At 54.5% G+C, this 20,796-nt stretch carries 16 protein-coding genes and 1 tRNA gene; 14 read left to right on the forward strand and 3 right to left on the reverse strand.

The genetic code is table 11. The annotated features are described in order from the left end of the window. The coding region (locus B2T33_RS03915) for a cryptochrome/deoxyribodipyrimidine photo-lyase family protein (RefSeq protein ID WP_286791204.1) at positions 1-1,465 on the forward strand (1,465 nt) is incomplete at its 5' end. A 3-nt stretch (positions 1,466-1,468) separates the two neighbouring features. Here the strand turns inward: B2T33_RS03915 and B2T33_RS03920 are convergent. Continuing rightward, a complete protein-coding gene (locus tag B2T33_RS03920) occupies positions 1,469-3,046 on the reverse strand; it encodes a cryptochrome/photolyase family protein (RefSeq protein ID WP_286791205.1) in 1,578 nt (525 codons plus the stop codon). 263 nt (positions 3,047-3,309) lie between these two features. On the opposite strand from B2T33_RS03920, the gene bfr (B2T33_RS03925) reads away from it, so the two are divergent. From bfr (B2T33_RS03925) to B2T33_RS03945, 5 genes are all read left to right on the forward strand, one after another. After that, on the forward strand, positions 3,310-3,786 hold the full coding sequence (gene bfr / locus B2T33_RS03925; protein ID WP_008891826.1) for a bacterioferritin: 477 nt from the start codon (positions 3,310-3,312) through the stop codon (positions 3,784-3,786). Positions 3,787-3,807: 21 nt separating this feature from the next. Continuing rightward, complete coding sequence (gene bfr / locus B2T33_RS03930; RefSeq protein ID WP_286791206.1) at positions 3,808-4,299, forward strand: bacterioferritin; 492 nt, start codon at positions 3,808-3,810, stop codon at positions 4,297-4,299. Positions 4,300-4,473: 174 nt separating this feature from the next. Continuing rightward, positions 4,474-6,945 carry a heavy metal translocating P-type ATPase gene (locus B2T33_RS03935; RefSeq protein ID WP_286791207.1) on the forward strand — a complete coding sequence of 824 codons (2,472 nt, stop codon included), beginning with the start codon at positions 4,474-4,476 and terminating at the stop codon, positions 6,943-6,945. Positions 6,946-6,954: 9 nt separating this feature from the next. Next, entirely contained in the window at positions 6,955-7,344 is a 390-nt protein-coding gene (gene cueR, locus B2T33_RS03940) for a Cu(I)-responsive transcriptional regulator (RefSeq protein ID WP_286791208.1), read from the forward strand. A gap of 30 nt (positions 7,345-7,374) precedes the next feature. Further along, positions 7,375-7,851 carry a c-type cytochrome gene (locus B2T33_RS03945; RefSeq protein ID WP_286791209.1) on the forward strand — a complete coding sequence of 159 codons (477 nt, stop codon included), beginning with the start codon at positions 7,375-7,377 and terminating at the stop codon, positions 7,849-7,851. 74 nt (positions 7,852-7,925) lie between these two features. Here B2T33_RS03945 and B2T33_RS03950 read toward each other — a convergent pair whose 3' ends face one another. Then, complete coding sequence (locus B2T33_RS03950; RefSeq protein ID WP_197147385.1) at positions 7,926-9,038, reverse strand: sensor histidine kinase; 1,113 nt, start codon at positions 9,036-9,038, stop codon at positions 7,926-7,928. 35 nt (positions 9,039-9,073) lie between these two features. Further along, positions 9,074-10,324 carry a D-amino acid dehydrogenase gene (locus B2T33_RS03955; protein WP_197147386.1) on the reverse strand — a complete coding sequence of 417 codons (1,251 nt, stop codon included), beginning with the start codon at positions 10,322-10,324 and terminating at the stop codon, positions 9,074-9,076. Positions 10,325-10,519: 195 nt separating this feature from the next. Between B2T33_RS03955 and B2T33_RS03960 the strand changes: the two genes are divergently transcribed. From B2T33_RS03960 to B2T33_RS03995, 8 genes are all read left to right on the forward strand, one after another. After that, entirely contained in the window at positions 10,520-11,983 is a 1,464-nt protein-coding gene (locus B2T33_RS03960; protein WP_286791210.1) for an NAD(P)H-hydrate dehydratase, read from the forward strand. A 148-nt stretch (positions 11,984-12,131) separates the two neighbouring features. After that, a complete protein-coding gene (locus tag B2T33_RS03965; RefSeq protein ID WP_286791211.1) occupies positions 12,132-13,538 on the forward strand; it encodes a malonyl-CoA decarboxylase in 1,407 nt (468 codons plus the stop codon). Positions 13,539-13,705: 167 nt separating this feature from the next. Beyond that, a tRNA-Leu gene (locus B2T33_RS03970) sits at positions 13,706-13,790 on the forward strand. 113 nt (positions 13,791-13,903) lie between these two features. Further along, complete coding sequence (gene tig / locus B2T33_RS03975; protein WP_008891817.1) at positions 13,904-15,376, forward strand: trigger factor; 1,473 nt, start codon at positions 13,904-13,906, stop codon at positions 15,374-15,376. 44 nt (positions 15,377-15,420) lie between these two features. Further along, on the forward strand, positions 15,421-16,050 hold the full coding sequence (clpP, locus tag B2T33_RS03980) for an ATP-dependent Clp endopeptidase proteolytic subunit ClpP (RefSeq protein ID WP_008891816.1): 630 nt from the start codon (positions 15,421-15,423) through the stop codon (positions 16,048-16,050). A gap of 301 nt (positions 16,051-16,351) precedes the next feature. Continuing rightward, on the forward strand, positions 16,352-17,617 hold the full coding sequence (gene clpX, locus B2T33_RS03985) for an ATP-dependent Clp protease ATP-binding subunit ClpX (RefSeq protein WP_008891815.1): 1,266 nt from the start codon (positions 16,352-16,354) through the stop codon (positions 17,615-17,617). A gap of 141 nt (positions 17,618-17,758) precedes the next feature. Next, positions 17,759-20,170, forward strand: coding sequence for an endopeptidase La (gene lon / locus B2T33_RS03990; protein WP_008891814.1), 2,412 nt, complete (start codon positions 17,759-17,761; stop codon positions 20,168-20,170). 263 nt (positions 20,171-20,433) lie between these two features. Next, a complete protein-coding gene (locus B2T33_RS03995; RefSeq protein ID WP_008891813.1) occupies positions 20,434-20,706 on the forward strand; it encodes an HU family DNA-binding protein in 273 nt (90 codons plus the stop codon). Positions 20,707-20,796 lie beyond the last annotated feature (90 nt).

The following is a 20,796-nucleotide window of genomic DNA, read 5'->3' on the forward strand; positions in this document are numbered from 1 at the left end:
CGGATATCCTGTTGTGTTGCTTTATGTCGTCGAGCCCGACTATTGGCGGCTGCCAGACACATCCGCGCGGCATTGGCAGTTTATCCGCGCGTCGCTTGATGAACTGGCGTCTGATGCCCGTGCGCTTGGTCAATTTCTTACCGTGCGGGTTGGCAATGTTGTTGATGTCTTGGCCGGGTTTGCTGACACATTTGATATCCGCGCCATTCATGCACACGAAGAAACCGGCAATCTCTGGACGTTCAAACGTGATCTGGCCGTCTCGGATTGGGCGCGCCAGAAGGGCATTGCATTCCAAGAACATCGGCAGTTTGCCGTCATTCGTGGCAGGCTTGATCGCGATCACTGGCACGGGGCATGGCAGGTATTTTTTGCCAGCCCACCGACCGGGCAGGTGCGGTTTCAAACACCTGCTGTTGATCTTGATCCCGGTACAATTCCGCAACATCCGGTGGCACACCTTTCCGCACCTTGCAATGACCCGCAGGGTGGTGGACGACGTGCGGGGATGCGGCTGCTTGACAGTTTCCTTGGCTATCGCGGGCAGCGATATCACCGCGAAATGTCATCGCCCCGAACCGCGTTCGATAGCTGTTCACGGCTAAGCCCGCATATTGCCTATGGCACAGTATCCTTGCGCGAAATCATTCATGCTGTGCGTGAAAGACGGCGCGATATCCATGCCATGCCTGCAACAGATCGCTCCAAAGGATTTCTTTCGGCGCTAAAGGCGTATGAAAGCCGGCTGCACTGGCATTGTCATTTCGTCCAGAAGCTTGAAACCACACCGGGGATCGAGATCGAAAACCTGCATCCGGCCTATGACGGGTTACGGCCCGATCATCCCGATGATCCGGGACTTCTGGCGTGGAAAGCGGGCAAAACCGGATTTCCGTTTATTGATGCCTGCATGCGCGCGCTTGATCACACTGGCTGGATCAATTTCAGAATGCGCGCGATGCTGACAGCCTTCGTCAGCTATCAGCTTTGGCAACATTGGAGCGAACCCGCCTTGCATCTTGCACGGCAATTTGTCGATTACGAACCGGGCATTCATTACCCGCAGATCCAGATGCAATCAGGCACGACCGGGATCAACACGCCACGCATCTATAACCCGGTCAAACAATCCAATGATCAGGACCCCGACGGTGCGTTCATCCGCCGTTGGGTGCCGGAACTGCGTGACGTGCCGGACGCGTTCATTCACGAACCCTGGCGTCTTGCCCCGATTGAACAGATTGATCTGGGCGTTGAGATCGGAAAACATTATCCAGCCCCGATTATCGATCACATGGCCGCCGCCCGACATGCGCGTACCAACATCTGGGCCATTCGCAAAAACGATGATTTCCGCGATCGGGCACAGCAAATCGTCAAGCAGCATGGCAGCCGAACATTTAAACAGAAACGACCACCGGCCGGGCGCGATAAATCCGATCAACAGATTACGTTTGATTTCTAAGCCTCAGAAAAGGCTACCTTGTTCTGATCCGGTATCAAACTTGCCATCATCAAGTTTGCTTAAGAACGCGTCGGCCTGTGCGATCAAATCACGCTTTTTGTCGTCCTTCATGCGGGCCCAGTTGCGGTATGGCATGCCAAGGCGCGGATTGTTGCCAAGCTTATCGGCGTTGCGATCCATGAAATGCCAATAAAGCGCGTTGAACGGACAGGCATCCGTGCCGGTATTGTTGCGCGGGTTGTACTGGCAGTCCTTACAGTAATCCGACATGCGGTCGATATACTTGCCACTGGCGGCATAGGGCTTTGATGCCATCTTGCCGCCATCGGCATAAAGCGCCATGCCAAAGGTGTTGGGAAGCTCAACCCATTCGAACGCATCGATATAGACCGCCAGATACCAGTCGCAGACTTCTTTGGGATCAAGCCCAGCCAGCAGGGAAAAATTGCCAATCACCATCAAACGCTGAATGTGATGGGCATAGGCATTTTCAAGCGTTTCGCCAATCGCTTGCTTCAGGCAATTCATCGGCACATCGCCATCCCAGAAAAACCTGGGCAGGTGGCGTTTGGCATCAAAATGATTGCCGCTGCCGTAGTCCGGGCCAAGATACCAGTAAAGCCCACGGACATATTCCCGCCAGCCAAGGATCTGGCGAATAAACCCCTCGACCGCGTTCAGTGGCGCCTTGCCCTCAAGATAGGCCTTCTCGGCCGCCCGGCAGACTTCATCAGGCAACAACAGCCCGGTATTGAGGCATGGGCTGATCAGGGAATGATAAAGGGTGGCACTTTTGACCGTCATCGCATCCTGATAATCGCCAAACTGCGCCAAGCGATGCTTGATGAAATGATCAAGTGCCGCAAGCGCATCCTTGCGGGTGACCGGCCAGCCAAATGACGCAATATCCCCCAGCGCATCGGGAAAATCATCGCAAACGCGATCAAGCAAGCCCTGCGTGATCTTGTCGGGCGCAAAGGTCTTTGGTGATGGGGGCGTCACATCATCGGGCAGACTTTTGCGATTGTCGTGATCAAAGTTCCATTGCCCGCCAACCGGCTTGCCATCGGGTTCCATCAGAATGCCGGTATCGCGCCGCAAACCGCGATAGAAATACTCCATCCGGAGTTCCTTGCGGTCCTTGGCAAAATCCGCAAATGCCGAAAGCGGGGCAAAGAACCGGTCGTCGGCGCGCACATCAACCGAGATATCAAGGTCTTCGGACCATTTGTCGATTTCATGTTTGACCCGCCATTCACCGGGCTCGGTGACGATAACTTCCTTGATGTTGTGCTCGGAAAGGGCGGCTTTCAGGGCATCGGTGAAGGATTTTGTCGGATGGTTTTGATAGTCAAAATACGCGACGTGAAATCCGTTTTCGCGCAATTCCTCGGCAAAGTGGCGCATCGCAGAGAGGATCATCACGATTTTTTGGCGGTGATGGGGGACATAGGTGGCCTCAACATGCGGCTCTGCCATGACGATCAGGTCCCGATTGGGATCTGCATCCTTCAGGCTTGAAAGCGACGGTGTCAGTTGATCACCAAGGATGAAACGAATGGTGTGAAAGTGCTGCTTCATGTTTTGCTTCAATCGATTGCACGGCAGTTGCGAGTCGTACGAAAACATCCGGGCACAAGATCTTTGCGAAGGGCAATTTCGCCGAACCGATTTTCATTCTCAGGGAAATCCGTGCGAATGATTTTTAGTCATTCAACCCGAGTGGCTTATTTCGATAAAATCGGCTAAATTATTGATAATGGTAATCAAAGGCGCGTTTTTTCCTTGAAACAAGCCGGGTGGATTCCCACTATCTGCATAGCCCAACCATCAGGAGAGCCATGATGAAAGGTGATCCCAAGATCATCACATATCTTAATCGCATTCTGACCAACCAGTTGACTGCGATTAACCAGTATTTCCTGCATGCCAGAATGCTGCGGGACTGGGGCGTGGAAGAAATGGGCGAGTATGAGTACAAGCTCTCGATCAAGGAAATGAAACGCGCTGACGACACGATTGAGCGCATTCTGTTTCTTGAAGGTCTTCCCAACCTCCAGAACCTCAACAAACTGATGATCGGCGAAAATGTCGAAGAGATCATCAGCTGTGACATGAAGTTTGAGTTGGCGTCTCTGCCGCTTCTGCGCGAAGCCATCACCGCCTGTGAAAAGGCCGAAGACTTTGTGACGCGCGATCTGCTTGTGAAATTCCTGGAAGAACAGGAAGAGCACGTTGATTGGCTTGAGACCGAAGAATGGCAGCTCGAAAATGTCGGGATTGCAAACTACATCCAGAGCCGTTCAGGCGACGGCGACTAATCAGATCAGGAGTATTACGCCATGAAGGGTAGTAAAAAGGTCCTCGCCGCGCTGAACAAACAGCTCACTGCCGAACTGTCGGCGGCGGATCAGTACAACACACATGCTGAAATGTATGCCGATTGGGGCCTGCATTCGCTCTATGAGCGCATGCATCACGAAAAGGATGAGGAACTCGAACACGCAAAACGTCTGATCGAGCGTATCCTGTTCCTTGAAGGCGTGCCCGATACCGCATCGCGCGAACCGATCAAGATCGGCAAAACCGTGCCCGAGATGATGAAAAACGATCTCGAACACGAATATCACGTGATCAATCTTCTGAAAAAGGCGATCAAGATCGCCGAGGCAGAGGATGATTTCCAGACCCGTCAGATGCTGGTCGCCCTGCTTGATGACAGCGAAGAAGATCATGCCTATTGGCTGGAACAGCAGATCCGCCTGATCGACATGATGGGCCTGCCGAACTACATCCAGTTCCGCGCAGCCGGGGAACCAAACCCGGAAGGCTGATCATCGGCCAACAAACAATTTTCAGAAGGCCCCGGCAATGTCCGGGGCTTTCTTTTTGGTATCAGAGTGTTAGCCCTGCATTTTTACATATCGCTTTTTTATCTTGACCTTCCAGTTGCTGGAAGGTCTATCGTGCCCCATATCTTGTAATAACCCCTTTTTGAGGTGCGTGATATGGATCGCCGAACAGACGAGTACGATACCGCAGCAGGCGGTGGGGCATCCGTGCAGCCGACTGCCAATACCAGCGAAGTAAACCTCGAGATCGAAGGCATGACCTGTGCAAACTGCGCAGGCCGCGTTGAAAAGGCCATTGCTGGTCTCGATGGTGTTTCTGATGTCACCGTGAACTTTGCACTTAACAGCGCAAATGTGCATTTTGACGACAGCAAGCTTGATACATCCAAAATCGCCGAGGCAGTCGCGGATTCAGGCTATAGCGTCGTGACCCAGCAGTTTTCCTTTGATGTCGATGGCATGACATGCGCGAACTGTGCCTTGCGGGTTGAAAAGGCACTTTCGGCATTGCCGGGCGTCACCACGGCAAGTGTCAATTTCGCGCTGGAACGTGCCGATATCTCGGCCCTGTCGGGCAAGGTCAACGATGCCATCGCGATCAAGGCGATTGAGGATGCCGGCTATCACGCAACGTCACGCAACAAATCCGGATCCGAAGACGGTGACGCAGACGAAGCGGCACGCAACGAGAAGAAACAGGACAAATCCCTGATCCTTCTTGCGGTATCGGCATTGCTGACCGCACCATTGGTTTTGCAGATGGTCTGGATGAACCTTGGTGTTTCCTATCATCTGCCGGCATGGGTTGAACTTGTACTTGCGACCCCGGTTCAGTTCTATATTGGTGCGCGCTTCTATCAGGGGGCATATGCGGCCCTGCGCCATCGCAGTGCCAACATGGATGTGCTGGTCGCACTCGGGACATCGGCGGCCTATTTCCTCAGCCTCTATAACATGCTGACGGCCAATGCCGGGCAGACCCATCTTTATTTCGAAGCATCGGCTGCGATCATTACCCTGATCCTTGCGGGTAAAATCATGGAAGAACGCGCCAAACGCGGGGCATCAGCGGCCATTCGTGAGTTGATGGCGCTGCGTCCACGTCGTGCGCGCAAGGTGGTCGCGGGCGAAGGCGAACAGGATGTTGCGATTGAAAGCCTTATGGTCGGCGATATCGTTCGCGTCCTGCCGGGCGAACGTGTGCCGGTCGATGGCAAGGTTCATGCCGGTGAAAGTGAACTTGATGAAAGCCTGATCACCGGGGAAACCCGGCCCGTGGCACGTGTTAGTGGCGATACGGTCGTTGGTGGCGCGGTGAATGGCACCGGACGTCTTGATATCGAAGTCAGTGCGGTTGGCGATGATACGACGCTGTCGCGCATCATTCGCCTGGTTGAAAAGGCTCAGACCGGCAAGGCGCCGGTGCAGAAGCTTGTCGACCGGGTATCGGCCGTGTTCGTGCCGATTGTGGTTGTCATTGCACTGCTGACCTTGGCCGCCTGGTTGTTTACCGGCTTTGGCGCAGAGGCATCCATCGTTGCCGCCGTCTCCGTGTTGGTGATTGCATGTCCTTGTGCGCTTGGTCTGGCGACGCCGACTGCGCTGGTGGCCGGTACCGGCAGTGCTGCGCGCAACGGCATCCTGATCCGTAATTTCGAGGCGCTTGAACAGGCCCATAATGTCGATACCGTCATCTTTGATAAAACCGGCACCCTGACGGAAGGTACGCCGACCGTGCGCGATATCTGCCCGGTTGAGGGTGTTGACCGTAATGAGTTGCTGCGCCTGACAGCAGCCGTTCAGGCCGCCAGTGAACATCCCCTGGCGCGTGCAGTTGTCTCGATTGCCAAGGATGAAGGTGTGTCGCTGCCTGATATCGATAACTTCAAGGGCAAAACCGGTGCCGGTGTCATGGCCGATGTTGAAAAGCACAAGATCGCCATCGGCAGCGAAGCCTTGCTGAGTGATCTTGATATTGCAGGTCCGCCGCAGGATCTGGCAAAGGACATCAAGAAGCACGAAGGCGAAGGCAGAACCGTTATTCTGGTTGCGATTGATGGCAAGTTTGCAGGGTACCTGACACTTGAGGATCGCATTCGCGAAGGTGCCAAACAGGCGATTGCCGATCTGAAGGCACGCGGTATTTCATCGATCATGTTGTCGGGTGACAGTCAGGATGTCGCAAGCCACGTGGCACGCGAACTTGGTCTGGAACGCGGCGAAGGTCGTATTCGCCCGCAAGACAAGGCACGTGAAGTCGAAAAACTCCGCAAGGAAGGCCGTCATGTCGCCATGGTTGGTGACGGCATCAATGATGCCCCGGCACTGGCCGCGGCCGATGTCGGTATTGCCATGGGCGGTGGCACCGATGTTGCCATGGAAACGGCTGGCATCACCCTGATGCGGTCTGATCCGGCACTTGTGTCTGCCGCGATTGATATTTCGATCGCCACCCGTCGCAAGATCGCACAGAACCTGTTCTGGGCCTTTGCCTATAACGTGGTGGGTGTTCCGTTGGCAGCATTCGGTGTTCTGAGCCCGGCGATTGCCGGTGCGGCGATGGCGCTCAGCTCCGTCTCGGTTGTTGGTAACTCGCTGACATTGCGGCGCTGGACAGTCCGGAAATAGGAGAGGGCGATGAACATTTCTGATGCCGCGACTGAATGTGGACTTCCGGCGAAAACCATCCGTTATTACGAGGATATCGGTCTGGTTTCGCCGGGGCGCCTGGCCAACGGGTATCGCGACTATGATGAAAACGATCTGCACAAATTGCGGTTTCTGCAACGTGCCCGCGGGCTGGGGTTTTCGGTCGAAGACTGCCGGGTGTTGCTGTCACTTTACGAGGACCGCAACCGTGCCTCTTCCGATGTAAAGGAAATTGCTAAAACCCATCTGGCAGAGATCGAACGCAAGATCGCCGAACTTCAAAGCCTGCGCGATACATTGTCTGATCTGGTGCAGTCCTGTCACGGCGATGATCGTCCGAACTGCCCGATCATCAATGATCTCGCCCGCAAGGTATGATCCCGAAACCCAAAAGAATGAGAGAGCACATTGAAGAATAAAGGTGTTATGGCGCTTGGCGCCCTTATCGGTGCGGCGATTATGTATGGCATCGTCACATTCTTTGGCCCGGACGGGATCACGGATCAGGATGTCTCGTTGCGTCCTGATGATCTGCAACTGGTGGCGCGGGGCAAGAAAATCTATGACGCAAATTGTGCGTCCTGCCATGGTGCCAGACTTGAGGGCGAAGCCAATTGGCGTGAACGCGGTCCTGACGGTTTGCTTCCGGCGCCACCCCACGACGAAACCGGCCATACCTGGCATCATCCCGATCAGGTGTTGTTTGAACTGACCAAGTACGGACCGGCGGCGATGGCCGGGGGCGATTATAAATCGGCCATGCAGGGATATGAGGGCGTGCTAAGCGACGAGGAAATCATTGCCAGCCTGTCTTACATCAAAAGCCGCTGGCCCAAGGACGTCATCGCGCGGCACGACCAGATCAATCAATCTGCGGCCCAGTAAGGCCTTGAAATCAAAAGACCCGCCTTGGACATGTCCGGGCGGGTCTTTTGATAAACAGAGTTAACGATATCAGGTTACGGCCGGGGCAGGGTAATGCGCACGGTCGTACCCTTGCCAAGATCGCTTTCGATACTAAGTCGACCGCCATGCAGTTCGACCAGAAGCTTGGCCAGCGGCAGGCCAAGACCGGTGCCGACACTTTCCTTCACCCCGGATGGATGAAGCTGCGAGAATCGGGCCAGCGCACGGGGAATGTCATTCGGGCTCATGCCGACACCATTATCCTCGATCGCAAAACTCACGTCTTCGTCGGTTGTGGTCAGTCCGATGCGGATCTTGCCGTGTTCGGGCGTGAATTTTGCCGCGTTACTCAGGATATTGATCAGGATCTGTTTGAGTTTCAGCTTGTCACACAGCATCGATACCGGCTGATCCGGCAGATCAAATTGCAATTGATGGCTGCGACGCGAAATATCATCCCCGACAAGCCGGGCGGCATCGCGTATCACCGAACCAAGATCAGCCTCTTCAAGCTGCAAGGTCATGGAACCGGCCGAGAGCTTTGACACGTCCAAAACATTATTGACCAGTTCAAGCAGATGCTTGCCCGCCTCGTAAACGTCGCGGCCGCATTCGCGATACCCGTCAGGCAGATCGCCAAGAACCCCATGCGCAATCAGTTCGGAGTTGCCGATAATCGCATTAAGCGGTGTGCGCAATTCATGGCCCATATTGGCGATAAAGTCGGATTTTGACGCGTTGGCATCCGACTGATTGCGGTTTTGCTCCATCAAGGTACGTTCGGCCTGTGCCTGACGGTCATTTTCAAGCAATGTCATCAGCACCGCGGTGCGCGTTTCATTGTTCTGGCAGTATTCAAGCGGCGCGATGGAAAGGTCGCAGACATGGCTTTCCTTGGCAGCACCGACCAGAATGATATCGCCGCGCCAAGTCCGGCCCGAAGAAAACACATCTTCGATATCGCTCATCAGACCTTTGGAAATGAAACCGGCCTTGCGGCCAAGCATGCGATCACGCGAAACGCCGATCAAACGCGCGATGGCCTCGTTACATTGCATGACGATGCCGTTGCGGTCGCAAATGACGGCGGCATAGGGCAGGGCGTTCAGAACAACCTGGTCGGCCAATGGCACATTGGTTGAACCAATTGGTGTGTTGCTGGTCATGTCAGCCCGTGATCCCATAATAATCAGGTCGTCCGCTAAAAGCGGTCGATACCCAGCCCCGTCAGAGAGATGTCAGGGGTCTTGTCGCTGATGAGATCGGCGACTGCTTTTGCTGATCCGCAACTCATCGTCCAACCCAACGTCCCATGCCCCGTATTAAGGTATAGATTAGCATACTTCGTATCCCCAAGAACAGGGGCAGAATCCGGCGTTACCGGCCGCAAACCCGACCAGAAATCGATGCTGGAGCGATCACCTGAATTCGGGAATAATTCCAGTGCTTTATCAACGATAAGTTTTTGGCGGCGTAGCGACATCCGAAGGTTATAGCCATCAAGCTCCGCTGTGCCTGCAACTCGAAGGTGTGTGCCGAGGCGCGAATACACCATTTTCACGCTATCATCGATCAGGGCCGTTTCGGGTGCCCCGGAATAGCCTGTGGTATCGATGCTGATCGAGTATCCCTTGCACGGATAAATCGGCAGTTTAATGCCAAGCGGGGCCAGCATCAGCGGGCTGTAGCTGCCCAGACAGACCAGAAAGGCATCCGCATGGATGTCACCCTTGTCAGTTTGAACACAGGTGATCTTTCCCTGATCGTGCACAAGGCCGGTGATGTTGGTGTTGAAGTGGAATGCGGCACCCTTGGCGATGCAATGTTCGCTCAGACATTCGGTGAATTTACGCGCATCACCGCTTTCATCATCGGGGGTAAAGCTGCCGCCAATGATCGGTGCTGTGGCATCACGCAAGGCCGGTTCGATGTTAAGACATTCTTGGGGCGAGACAAGTCGACGTTTAAGCCCGTATTCCTGCATCTGGGCGGTGGCCTTTTCGACCGCGACCATGTCCTGCTCAGTGCGGCAGATATGCAGAATACCGCGTGTGCTATGATCGTATTCAAGATCAAGCTCGTCGCGAAGCGCGCGCAGGCAATCGCGGCTATAGATCGCAACGCGAAGCGCCTTTTCCAGATTGATCCTGGCCCGCGCATCGGTGCAGTTGCGCAAGAACCGCAAGCCCCATGAAAATAGCTGCGGGTCAAAGCGCATCCGAAACAGAAGCGGCGCTTCTTCCCGGCCAAGCCAGCCGAGGATTTGTTTGGGGGTGGATGCATTCGCCCATGGGGTGGCGTGACAGGCAGAAATCTGACCGCCATTGGCAAAGCTTGTTTCCTGCGCACTGGCATGCCGACGATCAACGACCGTAACCTGATGACCATTTTGCAAAAGATACCAGGCCGCCGTTGTCCCGATGACCCCGGCGCCCATGACGACTACATGCATGCGGGCAAAGCCTTGCTGCGGAAAGTTTAGTTTTGCGGTCTGACGGTCAGCCTTTCTGCCAACGATCCGACATGCGAATTTCGCTGCACTATAGTGGGGTGAAATTTAAATGGCTACAGTCGACTGGACCTGTTTTAAATGCTGTCTTGATGCATAACGCAGACCGGAAGTTCATGACAAGGATGACGGGGTGAAATGTTTGAAATCCTGACAACCGATCAGATGTACGAAGCAGACCGCCGCACGATCGAAGGCGGCATTCCCGGCGACGTTTTGATGCAAAATGCCGGTCGCGCCGTATTTGAGGAAATCATCCGTCACTGGTCACCGCGTTCCGTATCTGTGTTGTGTGGCCCCGGCAACAACGGCGGCGATGGTTTTGCCATCGCCAAGCTTCTGCGTGATGAAGGCTGGTCGGTGCGTTTGGGGCTGATGGGCGATGTTGCTGACCTCAAAGGGGACGCTGCCCTGCATGCCGCCCGCTGGGAAGGGGCGACCGAGCTTCTTTCACCCGCCCTTGTTGTCGGCGCGGATCTGGTGGTCGACTGTATTTTCGGGGCCGGACTTGCGCGCGCCATCACCGGCGATATCGCCGAACTTGTCACCACAATCAATTCAAGCCCGTGCAGCGTTGTTGCGGTCGATGTGCCATCGGGTGTTGATGGCAATACTGGTATGGTTCTGGGTGTCGCCGTCAAGGCCGACCTGACCGTGACGTTTTGTCGGGCAAAGCCCGGACATTATCTTTTGCCGGGGCGTTTGATGTGCGGTGAACTGGCCGTGCGCGACATCGGCATAACCGATCAGACAGTACTTGATATTGCGCCGGCCTGCTGGCGCAACGATCCGGTTTTGTGGCGGGCTGGCATCCATTGGCCGGGGCTTGAAGGCCACAAATACCATCGCGGGCATCTTTTGGCCTTTGGCGGCGCTACCATGACCGGGGCAACCCGCCTTGTGGCGCGTGCCGCACGCCGATCCGGGGTGGGGCTTCTGACCATCGTGGCAGATGCGCAAGCATTGCCGATCTACGCATCAGATGCACCGGGCAACATGACCGCCCCGATGTCTGCGTTTGATGCGCTTGTGAATGACTGTCGTCATAACGCCTTTGTCATTGGGCCGGGATTTGGGGTTGGCGATGATACCCGTGCCCTTGTTCTGAAACTTTTGCATTTGTGCCGAGCGACGGTGCTTGATGCTGACGCACTCACAAGCTTCGCCGAAGATCCGTCTACCTTGTGCTTTGCCGTACAAGGCCCGACCGTCCTGACCCCGCATGAGGGCGAATTTGCCCGCCTGTTTCCCGATATTACAGGTGACAAGCTTTGTCGGGCACGGGCCGCGGCCAAACGCTGCAGCGCGACTGTCCTGATCAAGGGGGCTGATACGGTGATTGCCGCCCCCGACGGGCGGGCCGCCATCAGTGCGGTCGATGTGCCTTGGCTGGCAACCGCCGGGGCGGGTGATGTGTTGGCAGGGATCATTGGTGGTTTGATGGCGCAGGGCATGGATAGTTTTGACGCCGCCTGCATGGGTGTATGGCTTCATGCACGAAGCGGCGCTGATATTGGCCCGGGTCTGATTGCCGAAGACATTCCGGAACATCTTCCGGCTGTCTTGCGCGAACTGTGGCTGGCGTCGCGCAAAAAGGCATGATGTGAAATAAGGTGAATAAGAAGTCGCCGCAGCCGCTGGCACTTGCGGTATAATCACCCGATATAAAACGGTATGGCGTGATGGGATAGAACATCACGCATTGAGGAAACGATTTGAAGTTCTTCTGATATCGGAGTGGGAGACAGGCATGTCTCAGACGTTTCTCGACAGAACCCTTGATAATCTTCGTGGCGCATGGCGCGAACTGCGCGATAGCCCGGTGGTGCGTGGTCTTGGTTTTGATGAAAGCCAGACCCGCCAGGACCGTTGGCGCGAACAGATCGCCGATTGTCTGGCAAGGCGCGGTGGGGCGGTATCGGCCCGTGCGCGCGCAGCCGCCCTTGGGCATGATTTCTTGCGCCTTGATGATGCAGGGAAACGTGAATTCCTGCACCTTCTGGTCAATGAATTCGGGGTGGACCGTGACCGTGTTGCGGCAGTCATGGCCGATTGGACGGCGGCTGATGATCTGGCAGAGCAGGCATTGCTTGAAACCGAACTGCGGGCCGCACTGGTGCCGCCATTCCGTTTGATCCTCAAGGAATTCAATTCATTACCACAAGGTGTGAAGTTCCTGGTTGATCTGCGCGCCGATCTTTTGCGTTGGCGCAAGGAGGCCCCGGGACTTGCCATTCTGGAACGTGATCTCAAGACACTGCTGGCGAGCTGGTTTGATATCGGCTTTCTGGAACTCCAACGCATCACATGGAATTCACCGGCCGCACTGCTTGAAAAACTGATCGCCTATGAGGCGGTTCACGCCATTCAAAGCTGGGATGATCTGAAACGTCGACTGGCATCAGACCGTCGGTGTTTTGCCTTCTTCCATCCCGGGATGCCTGATGAGCCGCTTATTTTCGTGGAAGTCGCGCTTGTGAACGGCATTGCAGGCAACGTCGATGAGCTGATCGAAAGCAAGGATGACGATTTGGGCGGCACGGAAAAGGCGCCCAAAAGCGACACGAAGCCCGATACGGCGATCTTCTATTCAATCTCGAACGCGCAGGCCGGATTGGCAGGAATCAGCTTTGGCGATTTCCTGATCAAGCGGGTGGTCGCCCAATTGCAGCGTGATCTGCCGCATCTCAAACAGTTTTCAACCCTGTCGCCGATACCGGCACTGCGCAGCTGGATGGATCGGCAGCTTGATACCATGGCCAAGGGTGAGGCGACCGGCCTGCCCAAGGCGATTGAGGCCGCCTTGACCGATTGCGATGACTTGCTGGGCCCAAAACCACCTGCTACCAGCCCGGACGGCGTTTCAGAGCGCACGCGGGCAAATATCGAGTACCTGACGGCATGGTATCTTTTGAATGCCAAGCGTCCCGGCATGGATACCGCCTTTGATCCGGTCGCACATTTTCATCTGAGCAACGGTGCGCGGGTAGAACGGCTAAACTGGAACGGCAATGCCAAGGAAAATGGCTGGAACCAGTCATTCGGGATGATGGTGAACTATCTCTATGACCTTTCGACCATCGAAAAAAATCACGAAAGTTACGTCGGGCAGGGCAAAATCGCGGTTTCCAGTGCCGTAAAACGTCATTTTCGCTAGGGGGGCGTCACCTGAAATCGGCTGATTGCCGTCGATTTAGGCCCTGTTTGATGGATATTTTCGACAAGATTGCGTTTGTCGAAAAGGCGATGCTTGCATGAGGGGATCGAAGTTTGTATTAAGGCGCACTCATTCCGGTGTGACCGGAGTGATTTCTATGCTTGTGTGCGGGTGTGGCGGAACTGGTAGACGCGCTGGATTTAGGTTCCAGTGGAGCAATCCGTGGGGGTTCGAGTCCCTTCACCCGTACCATAAGCAGGCCGAAAATTTGACCGGGTACCATATTCGTTTAGTCGTATTGACTTTCTGACGTCCGGACTGCGTCGCGTAACGGACATTATTCGAACCAAGCAAAAGAGTTATCTATGCAGGTTACTGAAACCAAAAACGAAGGCCTGGCGCGCGAGTTCAAAGTCGTCGTGCCCGCCGCACATATCGAAGAAAAAGTCGTCGCCAAACTTGACGAGATCAAGGATCAGGTTCGCCTGCCGGGCTTCCGCCCAGGCAAGATTCCGGCGAAACTCCTGCGTCAGCGTTACGGCCAGGCCGTCATGGGCGAAGTCCTTGAAGCGGCTGTCAACGAAAACACCGGCAAGGTTCTGAACGACAATGACCTGCGCCCGGCTGTTCAGCCGAAAATCGAAGTCACCAAATTCGATGAAGGCGGCGATCTGGAATTCGACATCGCAGTCGAAATCATCCCGGCCATCGAAGCAATGGACTTCAAAAAGCTGAAGCTGACCCGTGAAGTTGTTGAACTTGACGACAGCAAGGTGAACGAAACCCTCGAGCGCATCGCATCCGCACAGGGTACGACCGCACCGCTCGCGCGTAAGCGCAAGTCCAAAGCCGGTGACGTTGTTGTTATCGACTTCCTGGGCAAAATTGACGGTGAAGCGTTCGAAGGCGGCAAAGCCGAAGATTACGAACTCGAACTCGGTTCGGGTTCCTTCATCGAAGGTTTCGAAGATCAGCTGACCGGTGTGAACGCTGGTGACGAAGTCGTCGTCAAAGTGAAGTTCCCGGAAGCTTACGGTGCTGCCGAACTCGCAGGCAAAGACGCTGAGTTCGACGTAACCGTTAAGGAAATCAAGGAAAAGAAACCGGCTGAGCTGGATGATGAACTGGCCAAGAAACTCGGTCAGGACAGCCTTGAGTCCCTTAAAGAAGCGATCCGCAAGGACTTTGGCCGCGAATACGAATCGGTTTCCCGTCAGAAAATGAAGCGTCAGCTTCTTGACGCGCTGGCTGAAAACCACAGCTTCGAACTGCCGAAGTCGCTCGTTGAAAACGAACTCGAAGGCATCATTGGCCAGATCAAACAGGCCCGTGAAGCTGGACAGGAAGACGACGAAACCAAAGGCAAGTCCGAAGAAGAGCTGACCGAAGAGTTCCGCGAAATCGCAGAACGTCGCGTTCTTCTGGGTCTTCTGCTTGCAGAAGTCGGCCGTGAGAATGAGATCCAGGTCACTCAGGAAGACGTCAACAAGGTCCTCGTTGCCGAAGCCCAGAAATATCCGGGTCAGGAACAGCAGGTTATCGAATTCTATAAAAATAACCCGCAGGCCTTGCAGGCGCTTCAGGGCCCTGTATATGAAGACAAGGTCGTTGATTACATCGTCGAACTCGCCAAGGTAGAAGAAAAAACCGTTTCGGTTGAAGACCTTCTGAAGCCGGAAGAGGAAGACGAAGCTCCGAAGAAGAAATCGGCTGCTAAGAAAGCACCGGCGAAAAAGGACGCAGAGAAAAAGGCTCCGGCTAAAAAAGCCCCGGCCAAGAAAGCTGCAGCCAAAAAGCCGGCCGCTAAAAAAGCTGCTGACAAATCTGAAGACAAGTAATCCGGCCGGACACGGTTTAGGATCATGCAGGGAGATTGCAGTTGATGATTGAAGAACGGATGAATTCGCTTGTACCGATGGTCGTTGAACAGACCAGCCGTGGCGAGCGTGCCTATGACATCTTTTCGCGCCTTCTTAAGGAGCGCATCGTTTTCATCAACGGTCAGGTCCATGACGGTATGTCGTCACTGATCTGTGCGCAGTTGCTGCATCTCGAATCGGAAAATCCGGATAAGGATATCTCGCTTTACATCAACTCACCGGGCGGTGTTGTGACCTCGGGTCTCGCCATCTATGACACCATGCAGTACATCCGTTGCGATGTCTCCACGGTGTGCATGGGGCAGGCGGCATCCATGGGCTCGCTGCTTCTGATGGCCGGTGCAAAAGGCAAGCGTTACTGCCTGCCCAATGCACGCGTCATGATCCACCAGCCGTCAGGCGGCTTCCAGGGTCAGGCATCGGACATCGAAATTCATGCCCGTGAAATTCTGGCTCTGCGTCAGCGTCTTAACGAGATCTATGTCGAACATACCGGCCGTGATCTCAAGACCATCGAAGACGCAATGGAACGTGATAACTTCCTCACCCCTGATCAGGCCAAGGAATTTGGTCTGATCGACGAGGTCGTTACATCGCGTCCGAAGCCGGAAAGCGATGAAAAGAAAGACTGATCACTCAGGTGTGATTGGTGGAAACGCCCCGGTGATCGGCCGGGGCGTTTTTTTATGTCTTGCCTCATGGCAGTTTTAAGTCATAGACAAGAGTATGTGCAGGCTTGGGCGTTATTGTTCGGAACTTGCTGGCCGCCCGAACGTTTGGGTGATTAATGCAAGGGGTTTCGCAACCAAGATAGCGAACCCATATCAAACATGACGCCATAAAGCCGAAAAGCGCAGATTAAACGTTGAGATCGGTATCGTTTACCGGCTAACATGGCGATAAAAGATAACGTCAAACGTAATTGGGGTTTGTATGAGCAAATCGAATAGCGGGGACTCCAAGAACACTCTGTACTGTTCTTTCTGTGGAAAGAGCCAGCACGAGGTTCGCAAGCTCATCGCCGGTCCAACCGTGTTCATCTGTGATGAATGCGTAGAGCTTTGCATGGACATCATCCGCGAAGAGCACAAAACACATCTCGTCAAATCGGCAGACGGGGTGCCTTCTCCGCAAGAGATTTGCAAGGTCCTTGATGACTATGTCATCGGTCAGGGCCATGCGAAAAAAGTTCTCTCGGTCGCGGTTCACAACCATTACAAGCGCCTGCACCATTCCAGCAAGAATGAAGACATCGAGCTGGCAAAATCGAACATCATGCTGGTTGGTCCGACCGGTTGCGGTAAAACGCTTCTGGCCCAGACCCTGGCACGTATTCTTGATGTGCCGTTCACCATGGCAGATGCCACCACCCTGACCGAAGCCGGTTATGTGGGTGAGGATGTCGAAAACATCATTCTCAAGCTGCTGCAGGCTGCTGACTACAATGTCGAGCGGGCCCAGCGCGGCATCGTCTATATCGACGAAGTCGACAAGATTTCGCGCAAGTCTGACAACCCGTCCATCACCCGTGACGTCTCGGGCGAGGGCGTGCAGCAGGCATTGCTCAAGATCATGGAAGGCACTGTTGCTTCCGTTCCGCCGCAGGGCGGTCGGAAACATCCGCAACAGGAATTCCTGCAGGTCGACACCACCAATATCCTGTTCATCGTCGGCGGCGCGTTCGCTGGCCTAGACAAGGTGATTTCCCAGCGTGGCAGGGGCAGCGCAATCGGCTTTGGTGCCGATGTCCGTGGCCCTGATGAACGCCGTGCTGGTGATGTTCTGCGCGAAGTCGAACCGGAAGATCTTTTGAAGTTCGGTCTTATCCCGGAATTCATTGGTCGTCTGCCGGTTCTGGCAACGCTCGAAGACCTCGACAACGAAGCTCTGGTCCAGATTTTGACCGAGCCGAAAAACGCACTGATCAAGCAGTATCAGCGCCTGTTCGATATGGAAGACGTGAAACTCACCTTCCAGACGGATGCGCTCAAGGCGATTGCCGACAAGGCAATTGAACGCAAGACCGGTGCGCGTGGTTTGCGCTCGATCATGGAAGGCATCCTGCTTGAAACCATGTTCGATCTGCCGACCATGGAAAGTGTCGAGGAAATCGTCATCAACGCTGACGTCGTTAATGGAAAGGCAAAGCCGTTGCTGATCCATGCAGAACGTCGTGAAGGTGTTGAAAATACTGCCTGAACGTAATTCCCGCACCGGCAACTATTGCGGTGCGGGAAATCCGGATTATCTAACGATTATCTAAAACATGTTCGCGTTGCTGGCGGGGCCTATGGCAGGACCGCACAGCAGCGTTACGGCTCAGAGTAGGGAAAGAACATAATGGTCGAATTGGCGCGTGGCGAAATATACCCGGTGCTGCCGTTGCGTGACATTGTCGTGTTCCCGCACATGATTGTTCCGCTGTTTGTCGGACGTGAAAAATCGGTGCGTGCACTCGAAGATGTAATGCGCGAAGACAAGCAGATCCTGCTTGTCACCCAGAAAGACGCCGGTCTCGATGACCCGGCTGTCGAAGATCTCTATGAAATTGGTACTGTCGCAACTGTCTTGCAGCTTCTCAAGCTGCCGGACGGAACCGTCAAGGTATTGGTTGAAGGCGGGAAACGTGCCGAAATTACCGGCTACGTTGATAACCCGGAATTCTTCCAGGCCTATGGTTCGGTGCGTGAAGACAGTGACGAGGATGACAGCGAACTCGAAGCGCTGGCCCGTTCGGTCGTCACCCAGTTCGAACAGTACATCAAGCTGAACAAGAAAATTCCGCCTGAAGTTCTGGTTTCGGTCAATCAGATCGAAGAACCGGCCAAGCTTGCCGATACGGTGGCATCCCACCTGTCGCTCAAGATTTCCGAAAAGCAGGAATTGCTGGAAACCAAGCTGGTTGGCGATCGTCTGGAACGTATTTTCGGCTTCATGGAATCCGAAATTGGCGTGTTGCAGGTTGAAAAGAAGATCCGCAACCGCGTCAAACGCCAGATGGAGAAAACCCAGCGCGAGTACTATCTGAATGAACAGCTCAAAGCCATTCAGAAGGAACTGGGCGAGGGCGAAGATGGCAAGGATGAAGCTTCTGAAATCGAAGAGAAGCTGAACAAGGCCAAAATGCCCAAGGAAGCCAAGGAAAAGGCACAGGCAGAACTCAAGAAACTGCGCAATATGAGCCCGATGTCGGCAGAAGCCACCGTGGTGCGCAACTATCTTGACTGGATGGTGTCCATTCCGTGGAACAAGCGTTCACGAGTTTCCCATGACCTAAAAAAGGCCAAGAAGGTGCTCGACAAGGAGCATTACGGTCTGGAAAAGGTCAAGGAACGCATCCTTGAATATCTTGCGGTTCAGGCGCGTACCAAAAAGGTCAAAGGCCCGATCCTTTGCCTCGTTGGTCCTCCCGGTGTTGGTAAGACCTCGCTTGGTAAATCAATGGCCAATGCGACCGGGCGTAGCTTTGTGCGAATGTCACTCGGTGGGGTTCGTGATGAATCCGAAATCCGCGGTCACCGCCGGACCTATATCGGGTCCATGCCGGGCAAGATTGTCCAGGGCATGAAAAAGGCGAAATATTCCAACCCGCTCTTCCTTCTCGACGAGATTGAAAAGATGGGTTCGGACTTCCGAGGCGATCCGGCCTCGGCTCTGCTTGAGGTATTGGATCCGGAACAGAACTCGACCTTTAACGATCACTATCTCGAGGTCGATTACGATCTTTCGGATGTGATGTTTGTCACCACGGCCAACTCGCTTCGCATGCAGCAGCCGCTGCTTGACCGTATGGAAGTCATCCGGATTTCCGGTTACACCGAAGACGAGAAAGTCGAGATCGCCAAACGTCACCTCATTCCCAAACAGGTCAAGGATAACGGCCTGAAGAAGGGGGAATGGAGCATCTCGGACGAGGCACTTCGTGATCTGATCCGCTATTACACCCGCGAAGCCGGTGTGCGTAGCCTCGAACGTGAATTGGCCAAGCTGGCCCGTAAGGCGACCAAGCGTATCATGCTTGAAAACCTGAAAACGGTTCGTGTCACCCCGCGGACACTTGGTAAATATGCCGGTATCCGCAAGTTCCGCTTCGGCGAGACCGAGGGTGAAGATCAGGTCGGTGTTGTCACCGGTCTTGCCTATACCGAGTTCGGTGGTGATTTGCTTCAGATCGAGTCTGTTACCGTCCCGGGCAAGGGCAACATGAAAACCACCGGTAAACTCGGTGAAGTCATGACGGAATCAATCCAAGCGGCGACCTCGTTTGTCCGTTCGCGTGCGGTTGATTTCGGGATCAAGCCGACCCTGTTCCAGAAACGGGATATCCACGTTCACGTGCCAGAAGGTGCCACCCCCAAAGACGGCCCGTCGGCCGGCGTTGGTATGGTGACCTCGGTTGTTTCGGTTCTGACCGGCAACCCGGTGCGCAAGGACGTTGCGATGACCGGCGAAGTTACGCTGCGTGGCCGTGTGCTTGCGATTGGCGGTTTGAAAGAAAAGCTCTTGGCTGCGTTGCGCGGCGGGGTGAAAACCGTTCTGATCCCGCAGGAAAACGAAAAGGATCTCGAAGAGATTCCGGACAATGTCAAACGCGGCATGGAAATCATTCCGGTGTCGCATGTTGACGAAGTTCTGAGCCACGCCTTGGTCAATCCGCTTGTCCCGATCGAGTGGGAAGAAGAGGTTGATGACGTTGCTGTCAAATCCAAGGACGGCGAAGAATCGGAAATCGGCGGTGTGACGACTCACTAAGGATCGTCAGAACGCGCAGAAAACAAGGGGGCCGACACTGTCGGCCCCCTTTTTCTGTGGATAACTTTGCCCAAGAATCGGCAAAGGAACATGTCGGGATTGGTGTAAAGCGCAAAAAATCGAAAAAAACGTCAAAAACCGCAGAAAACTGCGTCTCTCGCATTGACGAGCTGTTGGCGACCTGCTTACACTGCCCATGCAACAGGTTTGGGGCAAACCAAATTTCCTCATAACTCCGAACGTCCAAACAAGGGGGCCAGGAAGTGAATAAAAACGATCTCGTTGGAAGTGTAGCTGCTAAAGCTGATCTGTCCAAAGCTGACGCTGCCAAGGCAGTAGACGCTGTTTTCGATTCCATCACCGATTCTCTGAAATCCGGCGACGAAGTTCGTCTGGTTGGTTTCGGTACCTTCGCTGTCGCTGCTCGCGCTGCTTCAAAAGGTCGCAACCCGCGCACCGGTGAAGAAATCGACATCCCGGCATCGAAACAGCCGAAGTTCAAGGCTGGTAAAGGCCTTAAGGACGCCGTCAACTAAGTTTGACGATGTTCAGCTAAAAAATGCCGGTGACTTGCGTCACCGGCATTGCTTTTTGGAAAATCCATGCTATGTTCCGCTCCGCTTCGG

Source organism: Thalassospira sp. UBA4513 (assembly GCF_002388495.1).
GTDB lineage: Bacteria > Pseudomonadota > Alphaproteobacteria > Rhodospirillales > Thalassospiraceae > Thalassospira > Thalassospira tepidiphila.